This window comes from Paenibacillus sp. FSL P2-0136, from assembly GCF_037975325.1.
Lineage (GTDB): Bacteria > Bacillota > Bacilli > Paenibacillales > Paenibacillaceae > Paenibacillus_AQ > Paenibacillus_AQ silagei.
Genome location: NZ_CP150244.1, coordinates 4,273,160 through 4,290,822 on the forward strand (window position 1 = coordinate 4,273,160; position 17,663 = coordinate 4,290,822).

Below are 17,663 nucleotides of genomic sequence, written 5' to 3' on the forward strand. Positions count from 1 at the left end.
GCCGGAATTGAATAAGGAGTTGTCTTCAAAGCCATGAAATGGCTTTAAGACAACTCCAGCTTTTGCAGGAAGAGATCCACCTTTATCCAAGGGCCGCTTTAGAACAATTCCAGCAGCCCGTCCAGCCGGTCGATCACATAATCATAACTGCTCACTTCGCCGAATCCATAACTCGCGTACACAAAAGGAATCCCCGCGAACCCTGCCGCCTTCCTATCCCCTTCGATATCGCCCACATAGACAGGACTCATCAGATGATTGCGGTCCATGACCAGCCTGATGTTCTCTCCCTTAGATAGTCCAGTTCTCCCCGGATTCTCGTAGTCTGTGAAATACTTCTGCAATTGATGATATTCATAAAAAGCCTCGATGTACCCCGCCTGGCAGTTGCTTACGATGAACAGCTTATATTTAGCCGATAATGCCTGAAGCACCTCTTCCACCCGAGCATACAACCTTCCGCCTTGCTGCGACAGAACGAGACACTCCATATCACAACATTCATCCATAATCTTCTGTCGGCTCTCCTCATCTGCATCAGGAAACAGCCTTCGGCCAACCTCCGGCACCGGCAGCCCCATAATGCCTTGTAAATTGTCTATCGTTACCTCTTTGGCTGCTCCCGTATAGCTGCTAATCACTTGATTCCATCCACCCACTACAGTCTCCGTCGGGTCCCATAACGTACCGTCCAGATCAAAAATAATACTATCCATTTCGCATTCCCCTCACCTTCAGATCATAGTTGTTGTTCCTCAGGTCCCGCCCAGATCAAATGCACCATATTCAGCGAATAGCTCTCCACTCTAGTGATCTGCATCCCCGACTCCCGGACCAGTCCGAGAATATCCCGGGTCTGATGGCATCCATAGATGCGGTACAGGAGCGGATTCAGCGCCCGTTGCAGTGTAGTGACCAAGAGGTTAGAACCAATTCCATGCTCCAGGAGCAGGATGGTGCCGTCCGGCTTACACCAGCGGTTCAGCTTCACCAGCAGGTTCAGCGGGTTCTTATAGCTGCATAAGGACAGCGTGGAGACAATCGTATCGAACGAATGCGCGGCAAAGCTCATGTCTTCGATATCTGCACATATACAATCGGCTTCCAGTCTGTACTGTCCGGCGGCCCGTCTGGCCTTCTCAACCATGGCTCCGCTGAAGTCCACAGCCGTGATCTTGACGCCTTTAGGATAGAACGGGAAGTTCGCCCCGGCTCCGACGGCAAGCTCCAGCACCTCACCCTTCGCAGAACCGATTAGCTTCTGGCGCCAGCGCCGCTGCTTCGGATCATCTCTTTTACGGTCATAATCCGTGGCCTGCCTGTCAAAAATCCGTATCAGCCTCTCTGTATCCATCCCCGTTATTCACTCCCCTACTTAATACAGCCGCTTCACGTAGCTCTCCTCTATACCTCGCCGCACCACTTCCTCCGTGAACTCCGCTGCATTCACATGAGCGGCGATGATGGCCGGAGCAGACGGGAGCAAGGCTTCAGCAGGCCAGGTGCCGGAGTCCCAGACCTGCGATCTTTTGAAGGCCTTGGCACAATGCATATAACATTCCTCCACCTTCACCCCGATCCCCAGCGCAGGCCGCTTGCCTCGGGCTCGCATCCGATCCAGGATAGGCTCGTCCTTAATGATATAGGCTTGCCCGTTAACCCGCAGTGTCTCTTCAAGCCCCGGGATAATAAAAATCAGACCGATATGTGGATTAGCCAGGATATTCAGCAAAGAGTCCAATCTGCGGTTCCCCGGACGTTCAGGAATGACCAGATGCCCTTCATCCAGCACCAGCACCGAACCGGGCGCATCCCCGCGCGGAGAGACATCGCATGAGCCGTGTTCATCTGCTGTGGACAAGAATAATAGAGGGGACATCGCTATATAATCACGACAGTGATGATCCAGCTGGTGGATCGATTTGCGCTTCACCACTTCACTTGGATAGCCCAGAAGCTCTCTGAGCTCATTTTCCGACGTCAGCATTTCATGAAAAGGTTTATTCATCCCGCATCCCCGCTTCTGATTATTATATGGACCCCACTCCGCCTAACGCCAGACCTGCATCCGTTCATCCAGAGTGGAAGTATGCAGCTCCAGCTGAATTCCATCCGGGTCCAGGAAATTCACTGACCAGCCGGTTCCCCGCTGAACAGGTCCTCTGACGATCTCAACGTGATGCTTCTGCAAGATGCCGACAGCTTCATTGAAATCATCCTCTGCGATATAAAAAGCTACATGATCCATCCCGGCGTATCCGCCTAAAGGCTCCTTGGCAACCGTTCGTTCAAGCAGACAGATCCAAGCGCTGCCCCACTCCAAATAGGCATCTATTCGGCCACGATGTCTAACGTTCATCCCCAGAATACCCTGATAGAATTCCAATGAAGCCTGAAGGTCGCGTACCTGGAGTGTGATGTGACTGAATCCGGAGACTTTCATTTGATTAGTTCCTCCTATTCTCCATCCCTTAGTTAACTACAGCCATCTCACAAACTTCTTATGTACCACTTCGATCTGGTGCCGCTCCGCCCATTCCGTTAGCACCTTTATCCCTTGATCTTCCTGCTCGGGGAATCGAAAACAGTATTTATAAGTAACCAGCAGATTGGCTCTGGGCTTTACTGCGATCACGGGCAGCAAGTAGCCTTTGATGAAAATACACTTAATAGTAGAGGCTTCAATCTCTACATTCTTGATCTGCAGGGCTTCCGGCTTAATCTCTATGTTGAACGCCCTGCTAAAGGTACACAAACGATATACCATAATCCCTGCAACGGCTATTGCAATTCCGATGATGAGATAGGTCACAATCTGCTCCAACAGAGTCGTTTTATCGACCCGAATGAAAAAGCTTATCCAGAATAACATAAGGGCAACCACGCTTATAGTCGCCGGCAATTCAGCAGGACGTTTGCCTTTGAACCCGATCCTCTCCTCCATCCCATAACCCCCTTCTCATTTATTTTGAAGAACAACAAGCTTCTTCTATCATACAGGGAAATGCTGGAATGAGGAAGGGAGGGACACAGGGCAGCAGGAATAAGAAAAGGGAGCATCCGCTCATTGGACACTCCCGTAATTTCTATTTTTGCAAAGCATTGATCTCTTGTTCCGTTAATCCCGTGGCTTTTACAATTGTTGCTATATCAATATCCATGTCAAGCATATTTTTTGCCACTTTTTTAATTCCAGCCAACTCTGCACTGCCCAGCATAGAGGCTTCATCGTGTAAATACTTCTGTCTGGCTTCATACAACCGTCTGGCCTCTGAATCCTGACTTAGATATTGCAGAGTGTCCATCGCTTTTTCCAAACCCGGCTCATTCATCTTCAGCACCTCCCATTGTGATGTATCAGCACCCTTTAGAAATAACAGCCAATTAATTAGTCCACCTTCTGACGAAATTTTATATTCATCCAGTTTCAGCAATTCCAAGAAATGAACCTCAATATCATCATTCAAGGATAATCCCGTTCGATCCTCCCGCAGATGAAAAACATTATGATACTGATCGTTTTTCAAAAACGAGTAGTTCAATATATTTATTGTTACGCATTTCTTCAACTCCATATACTTTTCGCCCTCATTGAGTTGACTAGCATAACGCTTACTCCAATAAAAAAGTGTTCTTTTCTCTATGTCGTATTTATTAAATAACTGCATCTCAATATCAATCAGTTTACCTTCTGAAGTCTTGGCATAAACATCAAAAATAGATTGTTTGTCTAATGGATCCTCTTTATCCGTATATGGATTCATTAGGATAATCTCGGTCAACGGCGGCTCGCCTGCTTCAGTAAAGATTCTGTTTAGAAATGCCAACAGCACATCCTTGTTATTCTCGCTGCCAAATATCCTTTTGAAAACGAAATCTACCCGCGGGTCCAGTAAATCCATCGGCATCAGCTCCATTCATAACTATTATATCATTTCCAAGAGTTCTGAACCTTACAAAGTGCCTTCAAAAATACTCATTGTGGAGCCTGGGTGCAATGGTACTGCCAAAGAAGCAAAATTATAAATTTATTCATTAAAATTTTTGACTATCCTGCGGCTACAAGATATTATGGAGGGCATAAGGGCTGACATAGATCAGGAGGACGAACCATGGATGTGTTTGCAGAGTATCTGGCGAAGATCGATAATCCGGTCCATCGGGCAACGGTGGAGGAAGTACTCGCCTGGGTGTTGCAGGAGTTCCCGCAGCTCGAACCGAGAATTGGCTGGAACCAGCCGATGTTCACCGATCACGGAACATACATTATCGGCTTCAGTGTAGCCAAAGGGCATATGGCTGTTGCCCCGGAAAAAGCAGGCATGGATCATTTCGAGGAAGTCCTGAAGCAAGGCGGAATAGATCACACCAAGCTGCTGATCCGCATGAAATGGACGAATCCGGTGGATTACGGCCTGCTGAGACAGTTAATCGAGTACAATATTGCCGACAAGGCAGATTGCACAAGCTTTTGGCGGGTGTAGCTGCGGCTAATCATCCGCTCCCGGATACAGAAAAGGACATGCGCGGGTAGCATGTCCTTCTTTTTTGTCACCAAATCACGCCACTGACAATCTTGCGGTGATCTGACACATACGCTCTGAATTTATACTCCTGTGCGGCATCCTCGAACGATTGCTTCGCAACGAACCAATACTCCTGTGGCCCATGGAACAGCAGATAGTAGCTCTGGTTCTCCCATACCCGGGTGAAAGAGCCCCAGGTCATGACGGACGCGTCCTTCTCCGGACTGAAATTGATCCCCTCTGCATCGAAAAGATATTCAAATTCCTTATTGTACCTTGTATCTGCCGACAATATCTTCGGTAAAAGCAAGGTTCGCATCACGATTGACATTCCCATGGTCAGAACCAGCGTAATCGATATGCCGAGCAGAATGACCGACTGGTTCTGAGTATACAGAATCATGCACACCGCTATAAATACCGCTTGAACGCCAATCGATAGTATAGATTTCCACGAGTGAAAATATAATGCCCGCGCCACCTTGGAAATATGCCGTCCATAATGAAAGCTGATTGTCTCCATCCTGCCACCCTCTATCTCTTCACTTCATCACTTATAGTAGTATAGCATCCAACGCGTAGAAAATCCTGCCCCGTTCACACTTCGCGTGTCTCTTCGGGATGATACAGGATTCGCTGGTAATCCCAATCCTTCGTATCCATATCGCCCAGATACATCCGTTCATGCTCCGGCACAAGCTCATATTTGATTCTAAGCTGCTCTCTATAGTAATCACTCGGATTCTCCAGATATGCATAATAGGTAGCCCGGCACGCTTCGTGCGCCGTTTGCTCGCCGTTCAGCTGCTTGTGGAGGTTATGCAGCTCTTTGAGCTTCTCCTGTGCATCGGCAGAATATAGGGCTTCGCCTAATGTAACCTCGCCCAATTGCAGAATATGTACCGTTACAGGAGTATCCATTGTCGTGAAGAAAGTCTTATCTGCAACAAGCGCGTCCAGCTCCTCCAGCGTATATTCTGCGTCAGCAGGCAGGTTATAGACCGCTACCTTTCCGTCCTTGTATATCACAACATCGACCAGGTATACTGCGCCGCTATTCTTCATGAACAGATGGACACTTTTGCCCTCCGTCGTCTGGTAGAACATTTCGCTGTTGACATAGAATTCCGTAGAGGAAGGTGAATGCGCAATCCGGCGCGCTTCACTCTGCTCCTGCTCCCGGTCCGAAATCTCATAGATATTCGTATGGTCCGGGTTCAGCAGGCTCACTGTTTCCTGAATATGCTGGTAATAGCTTGCAGCGTTGTAAGTCCACTTTGCCGACTCTACCGTATACGCACCCAGTCCATGAATGGACAGCTGCTTCCCGGAGGGGACGGCCGGCGTTAACCAGCCTGAATTTATTTTGCCAGATAAGCCCTTAAGATCTGTAAGCTCCCAGCAGTTGACCATGCCGTCTTCGTACACATCTACATTAATATAGAAGTAACTTCCTCCGTTATGGATGATTCCGGGAATGGAGGTCCCTTCCACCGTCTTGGTTCTTCTAATCGCTCTCAAGTGTAATCCTCCTTAGCTAGGATTTGGCAATTGGTTCGACGACTGGCTCCGGTCCAAGCTTCACGCACAGCGTTGCAATCAGGGCAATCAGGAACCCGGTGGTACATGCGATCAGGAAACCGCCGAACCCGTCCCCCAGATAAGCAGGCAGCGTAGCCAGTCCCGGAAAAGCGAATGAAATCGCAGACGAGCCGAACATCCCGACCATCCCGCCGCCAATCGAGCCTGCACAGCAGACAATAATCATCGGCTTGCGCAGCGGCAGATTGACCCCGAACATTGCAGGCTCCGTCACACCAAACAAGGCCGATATCGATGCCGACAGGCTTAAGGTGCGGAACTGCTTGTCTTTGGCTTTGATGAATACTGCCAGCGCTGCTCCCGCTTGGGCAAAGGCAGCAGGACCCATCAGCGCGAGGATCGTGTCTGATCCACCCGTGCTGATGTTGTTGATCGCCAGCGGCACCAGACTCCAGTGCAGGCCGAAGATGACCATCGGCTGAATGATCGCCCCCAGCACCATTCCGGCGCCGACTGAACTGAGATTATACACTGTACGGTACCCGTCTGCCAGGGCGTCACCGGCCAGCGCCCCCATCGGTCCGAATACCAGCAGCGTCACCGACGATACCATGATCACGGAGATCAGCGGAGTGAAGAAGCCGCGGATGACCTCCGGCAATATTTTGACACAGAATCGCTCGACATAGACCAGCAGGCCTACCGCCAGGATAATGGGAATAGCGCTTGCAGGATAATTCACCGGCTTGATGCTCATGCCCATAAACTCTATGACTTCGTTGTTCGCAAATAGTGTAGTCAGACTGGGATATAGCATAACCCCGCCTATAACGACCGCCGTAAAAGGATTGGCCCCGAATTTACGGGCTGCCGTAAACGCCAGCAGCAGCGGAAGGTAATGAAACAGGCTGTCCGCCATGGCATTCAGCACCGTATAGGTGCCTTCGGTCTTGCTGATGATCTCCAGTGCAACCGCACCCGCGAGCAGACCCTTCATGATTCCCGCCGCGCTCAATATATTCACTATGGGAAGAAAAATACCAGAAATGCCGTCAACAATGATATTGACCAGACTGCGTTTGGATGGCTTCACGACTGTCTCCTCGTTCACAACGTTCATAGGTTCCCCCTGCATTCTTACTCCACTGTAATACGAATGACCCGTAAGAGTCACTTTTTGCAAAGTGCCCCTCCTACGGGTCAAGCTCAATACCGGCGATATTGCCGGTTCGGTTCTCTAGAAGACTTTGGTCGTCCATGATTCGCAATTCCAGGTATCGGTCACGATATCACGGTAGAATTCAGGCTCATGGGAGATCAGCAGAATGCTGCCCTTATAGGCTTTGAGCGCACGCTGCAGCTCTTCCTTTGCATCGACATCGAGATGGTTGGTAGGCTCATCCAGTACCAGCAGATTGCTCTCCCGGTTAATCAGCTTGCACAAGCGTACTTTGGCCTTCTCGCCGCCGCTCAGGACAGCAATTTTACTCTCAATATGCTTGGTGGTCAGGCCGCACTTCGCCAGTGCTGCACGAATCTCGAATTGGGAGTAGGACGGGAATTCGTTCCAGATCTCCTCGATACAGGTGTTGTAATTCGATTCCTTCATTTCCTGCTCGAAATACCCGATCTCCAGCAGATCGCCAAGCCGGGCTGTGCCCGAGATAGGCTGGATCTGGCCGAGAATACTGCGCAGCAGCGTGGTTTTACCGATACCGTTCGCACCGACGAGAGCAATCTTCTGACCCCGCTCCATGCTCAGGTCCAGCGGACGCGACAATGGGGAATCATACCCGATCACCAGATCCTTGGTCTCAAAAACCATTTTGCCGGAGGTCCGCCCCTGCTTGAAGTTGAACTGCGGCTTCGGCTTCTCCTTGGCAATCTCGATGACCTCCATCTTATCCAGCTTCTTCTGCCGGGACATCGCCATGTTGCGGGTAGCTACGCTGGCCTTGTTGCGGGCCACGAAGTCCTTCAGATCGGCAATCTCCTGCTGCTGGCGCTTGAACGCGGATTCCAGCTGTGACTTCTTCGCTTCGTACACCTGCTGGAAATACTCATAATCGCCCACATAACGCGACAGCGACTGGTTCTCCATATGGTAGATCAGGTTGATCACGCTATTCAGGAACGGAATGTCATGGGAGATCAGAATGAAGGCATTCTCATAATCCAGCAGATAACGCTTCAGCCAGTTTATATGCTGTTCATCCAGATAGTTCGTAGGCTCATCGAGCAGCAGAATGTCGGGCTTCTCCAGCAGCAGCTTTGCCAGCAAGACCTTGGTCCGCTGACCGCCGCTGAGATCGTTAACATCCTTGTCCAGACCGATGTCGGTCAGACCGAGTCCACGCGCGGTTTCATCGATTTTGGCATCGATCATATAGAAATCCTGGCTGGTCAGCATGTCCTGAATTGTTCCGACATCCTCCAGCAGCTGCTCCAGCTCCTCAGGGGTCACATCCCCCATCTTACCGTACATGTCGTTCATCTCTTGTTCCATATCGAACAGATATTGGAAGGCCCCGCGCAGCACATCCCGGATGGATTGCCCCTGCTGAAGCACCGCATGCTGATCCAGATAACCGGCGCGCATCCGCTTCGCCCACTCCACCTTGCCTTCGTCCGGCTGAAGCTTACCAGTAATGATGTTCATGAAGGTCGATTTACCTTCACCGTTGGCACCGATCAGACCGATATGCTCACCCTTCAGCAGACGGAAGGAGACATCTGTGAAGATGGCCCGGTCGCCGAAGCCGTGACTAAGCTTTTCTACATTTAATATGCTCATGAAGTTACACCTTTTCCTTTATTCTATATTCTCGTCATATTATAAAGGCTAACGCGCCACAACTCCAGAAGGTTTCTGAAAAAAGCCGCTTCATTTGTATCTTTTCTCAACATATCCAGGTAAATTGGCGGAAAATCGTGTGCCTCAGGTCCCTTTATGTGCTTATACTCTACAAGCTCAACTTGTGATGTTGAGATTCTATACGTAAACAAATCCTCTCCCACACTGATATGCGGTCCGACTGTAGGGAAGGCCCTTAGCGTAATCCGAAAGTCAAAGCCGCGGAAGCCGTTCACCCGCTCCACGTGTTCTACTTGAACGAAATACGGATAAAGGTCAGGACTGGTGGTCAAAAGACTGAAATAGGCTGACTTCAGCCGGTCATTCATATAGGGCAGCAATTGCAGCACAAGCATGTCTTGCAGCTGTAACTCTCTGGAATCAGCCTGTGGATTCTGTAACTGTGATGGCGGTTCTGCTGCGGTACATGGAGCTGGTGCAAGCCCGTCTGTTATAAGCGCGATAATTAGCAGTATGGTAATGACTCGCAGATTTCTTTTCAGCGGAATCTCCCCTTGGTCGATAGTTATAGTATAAATTTGCCTAAAGGGGGATGAAGTATGTAATAGCATATATTATATTGGTTAGAGGGTATTCAAATAATATAGCTGATAACAAAAAAGTGACAATAGCACAACCGGAGAATCAGACAATTAAGCGGAGGTAAGAATGTTAGAAATTAAGGGAATAGGAATTAGTGCCGTTAAATACGCACTCCTAAATTTCATGCTGGTCATAACCAACTTATTATTATATGCTTCAGGACCGGATGGGGGCGGAACCGGGGACCGTGAGGAAGGGCTGATGTTCTATCAGATGTACTTCATCTGCCTGCTTGCGGGATTTGTCATCTATGGAGTATGGTCCGTTACAGCAGGCAGATTTGAGAAAAAGACAAGAGGTCTAACTGCTATTCCTGTGTTATTATCCTCCGTTTGTATTACCAGTGTATTAATTTATGCTAACCGCAGGTACAAGAACCTGTATGATGGCGAGTTTGTGAATGACGCAGGGTCCAAGGTCCTGGCACTCTACGCAGATACTTCCCTGTATCTGGTATACTTCCTTCTGCTGTTCGCTGTTTGCATCAGCGTGCTTGGAATTGTTAAGCGAAACAAATTATCTATACTGGGGCTGCTGCTGAATCTATCGCTGCTAATAGTGAATGGGCTGGCTTTTAGTGAATGGACTAAGTGACTTCGGCCACCTTGTGTTCGGTTTTTCGCATACAAAAAAACGCCAACAGATGCATCCCTGCATTCGTTGACGTCTTACTGAACCAGACTTAAGTCCGGCGCATATACGCACGCACGGTAATCGGAGCGAAGACCGCCACAATCACAGCGGCTCCGATCAGGGAGTAGACCAGATCACTACCTACCGTTCCATGGTTCACCAGTTCACGGACAGCGGTGACCAGATGTGAGATCGGATTGTTATTCACGAACCACTGAAGCCATTTCGGCATCGTATCAACCGGCACGAAGGCATTCGAGAGGAAAGTTAGCGGGAATAACACGATCATTGAGATCCCCTGAACACTGGATGCTGTGCGGGCGATCACACCGAAAAAGGCAAAGATCCAGCTGATGGCCCAGGAGCATCCGATGACCAGAACCGCCGCCAGGGCAACCCCGCCGATGCCGCCTTCCGGCCGCAAGCCCATAATGTAGCCCATTACGAAGGTGAGTACCGTAGCAATCGTGTAACGTATAGTATCTGCTAACAGTGCCCCTGCGAGAGGGGCAATCCGGGCAATCGGCAGCGATTTGAAGCGGTCGAACACCCCTTTTTCCATATCCTCCCGTAGCTGGACACCGGTAACGACGGAGGTCGTGATTACGGTCTGTACCAAGATTCCTGGAATAATTACCGGCAGATAGCTTGCCACATCTCCGGCAATCGCCCCGCCGAAAATATATGTGAACATCAAGGTGAAAATAATCGGCTGAAACGTGACGTCAAACAATTGCTCCGGTGTACGCCGGATCTTGAGCAGTCCTCTGTAAGCCATCGTAAAGGAATTACGTACCGCTTGGCCGAAGCTGGTATGGTTTTTCAAATTACGGTCTACACCCGGCTTAATTAAAGTACTCATGCTAATACTCCCTCCTTCTTCTGTGTACTATCCGGGACAAGCCCCGCATCTTCCTTGACGCCATGACCGGTTAGGGTCAGGAATACTTCATCCAGCGTTGGCTTCTGCACACTCATCTCAAGCAGCGGTATGCTTGCTTCACGAAGTGCGATCAGCAGATCGGTTACCCGGTCCACGTTACCCATCGGTGCGATAATTTTGGCTGCTTCTGCCGACAGGTTAGAGCGTACCTGAAGCACCTGCTCCACAATCTGCCGCGCCTTCAGCAACTGCTGCGGATGGACCACCTTCAGGTGAAGCGAGGAGTTGCCAACCGAGCTCTTGAGTTCATCAACGGTTCCCTCTGCGACCACCTTACCGGTATCAATCACGGCAATCCGGTCCGCCAGCTGATCCGCTTCTTCAAGATATTGGGTCGTCAGCAGGACCGTTGATCCCGTATTCACCAGCTTGCGGATCGTCTCCCACATCTGATTGCGCGTCCGGGGATCAAGCCCCGTTGTCGGCTCATCCAGGAAAATGAGCGGAGGCTGCGCAATCAGACTGGCCGCCAGATCCAGCCGCCGGCGCATCCCGCCGGAGAAATTCTTCAAGGGGCGCTTGGCGGCTTCCGTCAAGCCGAATTCCTCCAGCAGGTCAGAGGCCTTGCTGCGAGACTCCGCACGCCCCAGGCCATGCAGCCTGGAGAAGATGATCAGATTCTCAGTCGCGCTAAGCGACTCATCCACTGACGCATATTGACCCGTCACTCCGATTAACTGACGCACGATCTGCGGTTCTTTTGCCACATCATGTCCGAAGATACGCGCCGAACCTGCGTCAGGCCGAAGTAGGGTCGCCAGCATGCGAATTACGGTTGTCTTCCCGGCACCATTGGGACCCAGCACCCCATAGATCATTCCTGTGCCTACTTTGAGATCCACACCATCCACGGCCCGGTTGCTCCCGTAGATTTTGACCAATCCTTGCGCTTCAATGGCGTAGCTGCCGCCCTGCCCTGCTGATTGTGTCTGCTTCATGCTTTATTCCTCCTTGATTGCTGATTCTATAAGGATAGTAACCGACATATTTAAACTGAATTTAAACCTCCTTCTACTCTGTCCGGTTGCTGTTTCCCTATCCCATTAAACCAAAAATCCGATCCTTTGGGATCGGACTTGCGGAGTACGCTTGCAGTCGTACCTTTATATGCAGTTCTCCTTAGTCATAGCCGCCTTCCGCTTCGGGCAATGCCTGGTACTCTTCTTTACCCGCTACGATGTCCGCGATGAAGTTCCGCAGCTCCAGCAGCTTCTCTGCATCTTCCGTAAGCTCACAATTCTCGCCGGACCAGGACCAATTCCGTGTGAACCCGTTTACGGTGATCCTCCAGCTGTCTTCCTGGTAAGGGACCACCGCGCAGCCCTGCTTGAGGGACACAAGCTCCAGCTTCCCCATGATTCGGATGCCTCTCATCCGCTCATAGATGCTGCGCATTTCATCTTCGGTCAAATTAATATCCGCTGTGGCTGTTCCGTTCATGATCAGATCTTTTACCACGGTATCCTGATACGTGTTAATCTCATTCTTGGTGACCTCTCCATACCCGTACCGGACGAGAAAATCGAAATCAGCAGGCATGTCTTCAGGCATCTCTCCCAATACCTCCGGCCGCTCAGGGGTAAGTTGTGTCTCCTTATTCGTGTTAATGCCAGCTATGAGCAGCACGACCAGCAGTAAGTAATATATGTGCTTCAGGTCGGTCCCCTCCACAAGTGAATTTTACAAAAGTACAGCATCCATTCTTAGGTATTATAGTTGTAGGCGGCTAAATATTTCGCAATGACTTCCTTACTCTCATGCCACCACAGAATAGGAACTTCGCCAACCTTCACCAGACCTAACTTAGCGGCCAGATGATTGGAGCCAGTATTGCCGGTATCACAATCCCAATATGTTGTTAGCTGCCGCTGACGGCCAAGCGCTATGAATTCTTGACACAGTCTGAACGCCAACCCTTGATTACGGTATTCCTTGTGCGTGATGATATCCGGTTCAATATAGCCGCCACCCACATAAAAAGTATTACAAGCGCTTACAAATCCGCTCTCATTCAAATAACAATAACCAAATGCCCTGTCCAGATAGGTCTCAGCCGAAGTCCACAGTAATCGGTAACTATCGTCCATCTCCTGAATGTAGCGTCCAAACAACTGCTCATCGATTCTAGTTAAAACAAATTCTCCAGAATCCTCCTGAATGTCAGCAGGAGCTTTAGCATTACTGTTCATCTTATAATGTGTTCTACTGAGCTCCACTGTGTTGTCTTTCAAAGGTTCTTTCAGCACCGCAAGCCATTGACTGGAGGAGAAGTACAAATCATAGAAATTCGCGTGATTGGCCGGATTGGCATGAATTCTCCTTCTCTATGCGCTAAAAGATGCTTGATTCGACTATACTCACTAGGCTGTAATTCAATCATTCTATTCCTTCCTCTCAGTTAATTACCTGTTATGTATATCTGCCCTTCTGCCCTTCTCCTAGTAAAAAAGGCCGGGGCCACAGTCACCTGTGTCCGCCAGCCTAGTATATCATGCCTACCGCCAATTCTTCACTTCTACCCACGCGGCACCCGGTCCGCTCCGTTCAAACGCTGTACCCACAGCTCCTTTAAAAGGCTCCAGCAAGCTCGGGTCCCGGTCGATCAGATCATACACATTCATGATGGCCGTATTCTTCGGGTCGCTCAGATAAGCGTTATCTTCTTCTCCGGTGAACAGCCGCCAGCCGCTGTCCTCCTCACGGGTAGGGGCCTCCCGGTACATCCAGCGCACACCACTTCCTGGCGTCAGGCATTGCCTGGTGACCATACCCGCCTTCTCCCCGGCTTCGACCCATGCCGGATCTCCTTCTCTAAGAATCGTCTGGGCGATATGTCTGGGCTCGAACTCCACCGGATCTCCGAGCTGGAGCGACTGGATAACCCCCGGTGTATTGGTCAACAGCCCCGTGTACCGCCCGGTAACCGGATCTCTCCCGGTGATCTCCACCCACATCCGTTCAGCCCGTGGCTGCCCTTCAGCCGGTTGGGTCAACATGAAGTGCAGCCGCACCATTCTCCCCGTACCCTGTGTCTCCCGTTCCTGTCTTGCAGGAATAAAGAACGACTCAGGATGTAGCCTGCTCGTCTCTTCCACATCTTCCAAAGTCCACTCCATGAAGTATGCCTCCTAGTTAGTTATACTAGACTACCATTACCCGATTGTAGGAGGCACTATTCATTCTGACTGGAAGCCCTGTCCGCTCTGGCTGAATACCTGCACCGTTAACGGCGTACTGCTTCCCGCACCGGAATCCATATTTCACTTTTAAAAGTTGGCGAGTGGGTATCCTTGCTTTCGTTCCACAGAAGCTCCGGCCCTTCGACCTGCTCGTAATTGGAAGAGGGGAACCATTCGGAATAGATCCGGCCCCAGACATTCTGGAGCGTGCCCGGAAAGGGACCCACCACTTCGAACACGGCCCATGCAGACGCTGGAACCTCAAGCTTGGCGTAGGACGGCGGGCATTCCTGCGTGGTAGCCACTCCGATATAATGATCCAGCTCCCCACGTTCCTCCATCCGGCCTTCGGAGAAATTCACCGACGAGCTGATTAGCCCTGACGGAACCATATCCGACAGCCCCTTCAGCTCCCCTATCATCTCCATGCTCAGACTCTGCCACATGGCCGCGATCTCCGGGTTCACCCCGCTGAACTGGATAGCTACCCTTTTCTTGAGTCCAACGATCCGGAAGGCCTCTTTCTCCTCAATGCGGTAATTCATTTCACTGCCTCCTCTAATGGTTAACTGAAAAGTCATTCGAGGAAAGGCCTTCAGGGGTGTCCCTGCCGATCTTGCTTCTGAAGGCGTTACGCCATGAAGCTGCTGAAAGGCTTTTGTGAATGCATCCGGCGAAGTGTACCCGTACTCCAGGGCAACATCAATAATCCGGTGCTGGCTTCCCTGCAGCTTGAAGGCAGCCAGCGTAAGACGTCTGCGGCGGATATATTCCGAGAGCGGGATACCGGCCAAGAAGGAGAACATCCGTGTAAAATGATACTCCGAGCATAACGCGAAGCCCGCAGCCACTTTTATATCGATCTCGTCGTCCAGGTGCTCTTCAATGTAGAAGAGTGCAGCATTCATATCTTCCAGCAGGTTCATCGTGTCCCTCCCTTTCCTCCCCATCAGAGTAACAGCTACGCAGGGAATGCATCCGACAGTTCCTGCACCATATTAACGGGTACTTTCTTATTCAAGACAATCGGCAAATTTAGAGGCATAATGAAGCATAGAATATATACGAATAAGCTAGACAGGAAATCCCCATTACACGGTTAAAAAGGGAGGTTGCCATGAAGCTTGTCCCCAACTGCATCACGCTCAGCCGAATCGGGCTGGCTCTTCTGCTGCTGTACCTGGCGCCGCTGGGCACGGGCTTCACTTTAGTCTACCTCCTGTGCGGAATTACCGATATGCTGGATGGCCCTATTGCCCGAATGACTGGTACGGTTAGCAGCTTCGGTGCCAAGCTCGATTCCGTGGCCGATATGACGCTGGCAGGCACTGCACTCTATACCTTATATCCGTTCCTTGGTCTGACCCTCGGCCTCATCCTGTGGATCGCGCTGATTGCCGTCATCCGGGGAGCCTCCATCCTGACCGCTCTGCGCAAATTCAGCACCTACGGCAGCATTCATACCTACGGCAACAAGCTGGCCGGACTGCTGCTATTCCTTACACCTTTGCTGCTTCCCTATGTGAATCAGGCAATCTGGACAATAGTTGTATGCTTAGTAGCCACTCTATCAGCAATCGAGGAACTGATCCTGCTTCTGATCTCAAGTGAACTGCAGTTGGACCTTAAGGGACTGTATGTGCGGCGCTGATTAGCATTTTGCAAAGCGATGAAGCAACTCCTTGACCTGCCGCCTTGTATTTACGATCAGCACTTGCTGGTGAGCTCCGGTCTGCTTGAGTCTCTCCAGGGTGACAGCACGGCTTCGTGCCTTATAGTTCCAGACCCATTTCACAAATGCCCAATCGAGCTTCTCCGGGCAGCCTTCGTTCATATCCGGTCTAGTCTGGTTATGGTACATAAGACGACGCTTCACAATCCGGTACATACACAATATCCGGGGTAAATCCAGAAAAATAATGACATCCGCACGCTTAATCCTTAGCTCCATGGTCCTTGAATAATTACCATCTATAATCCATTGCTCCTGGTCGGTGTATTGCCGCACCAGTTCGTCCCACTCTTCTTTTGGCTTAGGAACCCAGTCCGGGTTCCAGAAATGGGCATCCAGATGTACGACCGGCAGATGAAGAAGGCCGCCAAGCTGACGGGCCAGGGTAGACTTGCCTGATCCTCCTGATCCGAGAATTAAGATCCGGTTCATAAGCTTCTCCTTGTGCATTTTGACATCGTGGTGGTCCATCACTCCAGCCCTAAATACTCTCTTATCCCATCTACAACAGCGGAGGACACGCTCTCTTGGAACCCGGAGGTCCACATCTTCGCCTCGTCACCGGGATTCGTTAAATAGCCCAGTTCCAGCAGCACCGACGGCATTACCGTATCGCGCAGAACGAAGTAATTCCCTTTCTTCACGCCGCGGTCTTTGAGACCGGTAGCTTGAATGACATGCTTATGTATAGTCTCGGCCCAAGCCAAGGATTCTTCATGATAATAAAAGGTTTCTGTACCCGATGCTGATGCCTCCTCATAGGTATTGCCATGAATGGAGATGAACAGGTCTGCGGCCAGGTTGTTGGCGAACTGGGGCCGGAACAGCTCTTGTGAGGAGATAAAAGCATCCCCGGTCCGGGTAAGCAGAATCTCAAGCTGCGGGTCCTGCTCCACCCGGGCTGCGATTTGCTCTGACAGGCTAAGATTGAAATCCTTCTCCAGGCGTCCACTGACGGAGACTGCCCCGGGATCTTCACCGCCGTGACCCGGATCTACCACAACCTTATAGACCTTGCCCAGGTAGGGCTGGCTGCTGCTCTGCGGTTGATCCGATCTGGCAGCATGCACATGGAGAGCTGCATCCTCAGCCGGACCTGCACTTAGGCTGGTATCGGCAATCCTCCCGCCAGAACCGCTGCCGGTGCCATTGCTACATGCCGCCAGCAGTAATAGGCTGAGCCATACGGCGGCTATCAGGTACATTTTCCTCATTCCGGTTGCTCCTTCTCGCTCACTTCCTGCACGTTGCCTACTTCCATTTCAGCATACCGGAGGCTTGATAAGCAAGACCTAATTCTCCGTAGCTTCAGGGGCGTTTTCCCCTCCAGCCTTATCCGGTGAATTCAGCAGCACCAGACCCCCGATAATAATCAGCAGACTAATGCCGGTGAGCAGATTGAACGGATCATCCCAGATGAGAATGCCGATAAGTGCAGTCAGCGCCGTACCCGCTCCCGACCAGATCGCATAGGCCAGACTTAGAGGAATGGTGCGAAGACTAATCGATAAGCAGTAAAAAGCCAAGCCCATTCCAAGCACTACTCCGATCGACGGCAGCACAACACTGAATCCATCGGAAAGCTTGAGCATCGTCGTACCAAAGATTTCTGAGAGAATGGCGAGACTTAATGCAAGATAACTTTTCATGA

At 50.6% G+C, this 17,663-nt stretch carries 23 protein-coding genes; 3 read left to right on the forward strand and 20 right to left on the reverse strand.

Annotated features, from left to right (window positions below):
- Window positions 1–98 precede the first annotated feature (98 nt).
- From NYE26_RS18140 to NYE26_RS18165, 6 genes are all read right to left on the reverse strand, one after another.
- A complete protein-coding gene (locus NYE26_RS18140; protein WP_339249176.1) occupies window positions 99–716 on the reverse strand; it encodes an HAD family hydrolase in 618 nt (205 codons plus the stop codon).
- Window positions 717–739: 23 nt separating this feature from the next.
- The gene (locus tag NYE26_RS18145) at window positions 740–1,354 is read right to left on the reverse strand and encodes a class I SAM-dependent methyltransferase (protein ID WP_209869629.1); all 615 of its coding nucleotides are present in this window, start codon (window positions 1,352–1,354) and stop codon (window positions 740–742) included.
- A gap of 21 nt (window positions 1,355–1,375) precedes the next feature.
- On the reverse strand, window positions 1,376–2,008 hold the full coding sequence (locus tag NYE26_RS18150) for a pyridoxamine 5'-phosphate oxidase family protein (RefSeq protein ID WP_036733234.1): 633 nt from the start codon (window positions 2,006–2,008) through the stop codon (window positions 1,376–1,378).
- A 42-nt stretch (window positions 2,009–2,050) separates the two neighbouring features.
- The gene (locus tag NYE26_RS18155; protein WP_036733230.1) at window positions 2,051–2,443 is read right to left on the reverse strand and encodes a VOC family protein; all 393 of its coding nucleotides are present in this window, start codon (window positions 2,441–2,443) and stop codon (window positions 2,051–2,053) included.
- A gap of 36 nt (window positions 2,444–2,479) precedes the next feature.
- Window positions 2,480–2,944, reverse strand: a complete 465-nt coding sequence (locus NYE26_RS18160) for a hypothetical protein (protein WP_036733228.1) — start codon at window positions 2,942–2,944, stop codon at window positions 2,480–2,482.
- Window positions 2,945–3,086: 142 nt separating this feature from the next.
- Entirely contained in the window at window positions 3,087–3,917 is an 831-nt protein-coding gene (locus tag NYE26_RS18165) for an Rpn family recombination-promoting nuclease/putative transposase (RefSeq protein WP_036733225.1), read from the reverse strand.
- 195 nt (window positions 3,918–4,112) lie between these two features.
- On the opposite strand from NYE26_RS18165, the gene NYE26_RS18170 reads away from it, so the two are divergent.
- Window positions 4,113–4,484, forward strand: a complete 372-nt coding sequence (locus NYE26_RS18170) for an iron chaperone (RefSeq protein ID WP_036733222.1) — start codon at window positions 4,113–4,115, stop codon at window positions 4,482–4,484.
- A gap of 67 nt (window positions 4,485–4,551) precedes the next feature.
- Here the strand turns inward: NYE26_RS18170 and NYE26_RS18175 are convergent, their stop codons facing one another.
- The 5 genes from NYE26_RS18175 to NYE26_RS18195 form a co-directional block, all read right to left on the reverse strand.
- The gene (locus NYE26_RS18175) at window positions 4,552–5,049 is read right to left on the reverse strand and encodes a YcxB family protein (protein ID WP_036733218.1); all 498 of its coding nucleotides are present in this window, start codon (window positions 5,047–5,049) and stop codon (window positions 4,552–4,554) included.
- 74 nt (window positions 5,050–5,123) lie between these two features.
- Window positions 5,124–6,047, reverse strand: coding sequence for a hypothetical protein (locus tag NYE26_RS18180; protein WP_339249177.1), 924 nt, complete (start codon window positions 6,045–6,047; stop codon window positions 5,124–5,126).
- 16 nt (window positions 6,048–6,063) lie between these two features.
- Complete coding sequence (locus tag NYE26_RS18185; RefSeq protein WP_036733212.1) at window positions 6,064–7,188, reverse strand: PTS transporter subunit EIIC; 1,125 nt, start codon at window positions 7,186–7,188, stop codon at window positions 6,064–6,066.
- 117 nt (window positions 7,189–7,305) lie between these two features.
- A complete protein-coding gene (locus tag NYE26_RS18190) occupies window positions 7,306–8,862 on the reverse strand; it encodes an ABC-F family ATP-binding cassette domain-containing protein (protein WP_036733209.1) in 1,557 nt (518 codons plus the stop codon).
- A gap of 23 nt (window positions 8,863–8,885) precedes the next feature.
- The gene (locus tag NYE26_RS18195; RefSeq protein WP_339249178.1) at window positions 8,886–9,278 is read right to left on the reverse strand and encodes a DUF3888 domain-containing protein; all 393 of its coding nucleotides are present in this window, start codon (window positions 9,276–9,278) and stop codon (window positions 8,886–8,888) included.
- Between the two features lie 370 nt (window positions 9,279–9,648).
- Between NYE26_RS18195 and NYE26_RS18200 the strand changes: the two genes are divergently transcribed.
- A complete protein-coding gene (locus NYE26_RS18200) occupies window positions 9,649–10,119 on the forward strand; it encodes a hypothetical protein (RefSeq protein WP_339249179.1) in 471 nt (156 codons plus the stop codon).
- 88 nt (window positions 10,120–10,207) lie between these two features.
- Here the strand turns inward: NYE26_RS18200 and NYE26_RS18205 are convergent, their stop codons facing one another.
- From NYE26_RS18205 to NYE26_RS18230, 6 genes are all read right to left on the reverse strand, one after another.
- Window positions 10,208–11,020, reverse strand: coding sequence for an ABC transporter permease (locus tag NYE26_RS18205; RefSeq protein WP_076081693.1), 813 nt, complete (start codon window positions 11,018–11,020; stop codon window positions 10,208–10,210).
- A complete protein-coding gene (locus NYE26_RS18210; protein WP_051478741.1) occupies window positions 11,017–12,039 on the reverse strand; it encodes an ATP-binding cassette domain-containing protein in 1,023 nt (340 codons plus the stop codon). The genes NYE26_RS18205 and NYE26_RS18210 overlap by 4 nt, the downstream gene beginning before the upstream one ends.
- A 181-nt stretch (window positions 12,040–12,220) precedes the next feature.
- Window positions 12,221–12,772, reverse strand: a complete 552-nt coding sequence (locus tag NYE26_RS18215) for a hypothetical protein (protein ID WP_339249181.1) — start codon at window positions 12,770–12,772, stop codon at window positions 12,221–12,223.
- Window positions 12,773–12,804: 32 nt separating this feature from the next.
- A complete protein-coding gene (locus tag NYE26_RS18220; RefSeq protein WP_339249182.1) occupies window positions 12,805–13,377 on the reverse strand; it encodes a GNAT family N-acetyltransferase in 573 nt (190 codons plus the stop codon).
- 219 nt (window positions 13,378–13,596) lie between these two features.
- Window positions 13,597–14,217, reverse strand: a complete 621-nt coding sequence (locus NYE26_RS18225) for a DUF2185 domain-containing protein (protein ID WP_339249183.1) — start codon at window positions 14,215–14,217, stop codon at window positions 13,597–13,599.
- 107 nt (window positions 14,218–14,324) lie between these two features.
- Window positions 14,325–15,206 carry an AraC family transcriptional regulator gene (locus NYE26_RS18230; protein ID WP_339249184.1) on the reverse strand — a complete coding sequence of 294 codons (882 nt, stop codon included), beginning with the start codon at window positions 15,204–15,206 and terminating at the stop codon, window positions 14,325–14,327.
- A gap of 191 nt (window positions 15,207–15,397) precedes the next feature.
- Here NYE26_RS18230 and NYE26_RS18235 point away from each other — a divergent pair, with 191 nt between their 5' ends.
- Window positions 15,398–15,931, forward strand: coding sequence for a CDP-alcohol phosphatidyltransferase family protein (locus NYE26_RS18235; protein ID WP_036733195.1), 534 nt, complete (start codon window positions 15,398–15,400; stop codon window positions 15,929–15,931).
- Here the strand turns inward: NYE26_RS18235 and NYE26_RS18240 are convergent, their stop codons facing one another.
- The 3 genes from NYE26_RS18240 to NYE26_RS18250 form a co-directional block, all read right to left on the reverse strand.
- Window positions 15,932–16,444, reverse strand: coding sequence for a DNA topology modulation protein (locus tag NYE26_RS18240; protein WP_339249185.1), 513 nt, complete (start codon window positions 16,442–16,444; stop codon window positions 15,932–15,934). It lies immediately after the preceding gene.
- A gap of 38 nt (window positions 16,445–16,482) precedes the next feature.
- Complete coding sequence (locus NYE26_RS18245) at window positions 16,483–17,226, reverse strand: N-acetylmuramoyl-L-alanine amidase (RefSeq protein ID WP_339249187.1); 744 nt, start codon at window positions 17,224–17,226, stop codon at window positions 16,483–16,485.
- Between the two features lie 78 nt (window positions 17,227–17,304).
- The gene (locus tag NYE26_RS18250; protein ID WP_339249188.1) at window positions 17,305–17,661 is read right to left on the reverse strand and encodes a multidrug efflux SMR transporter; all 357 of its coding nucleotides are present in this window, start codon (window positions 17,659–17,661) and stop codon (window positions 17,305–17,307) included.
- Window positions 17,662–17,663 lie beyond the last annotated feature (2 nt).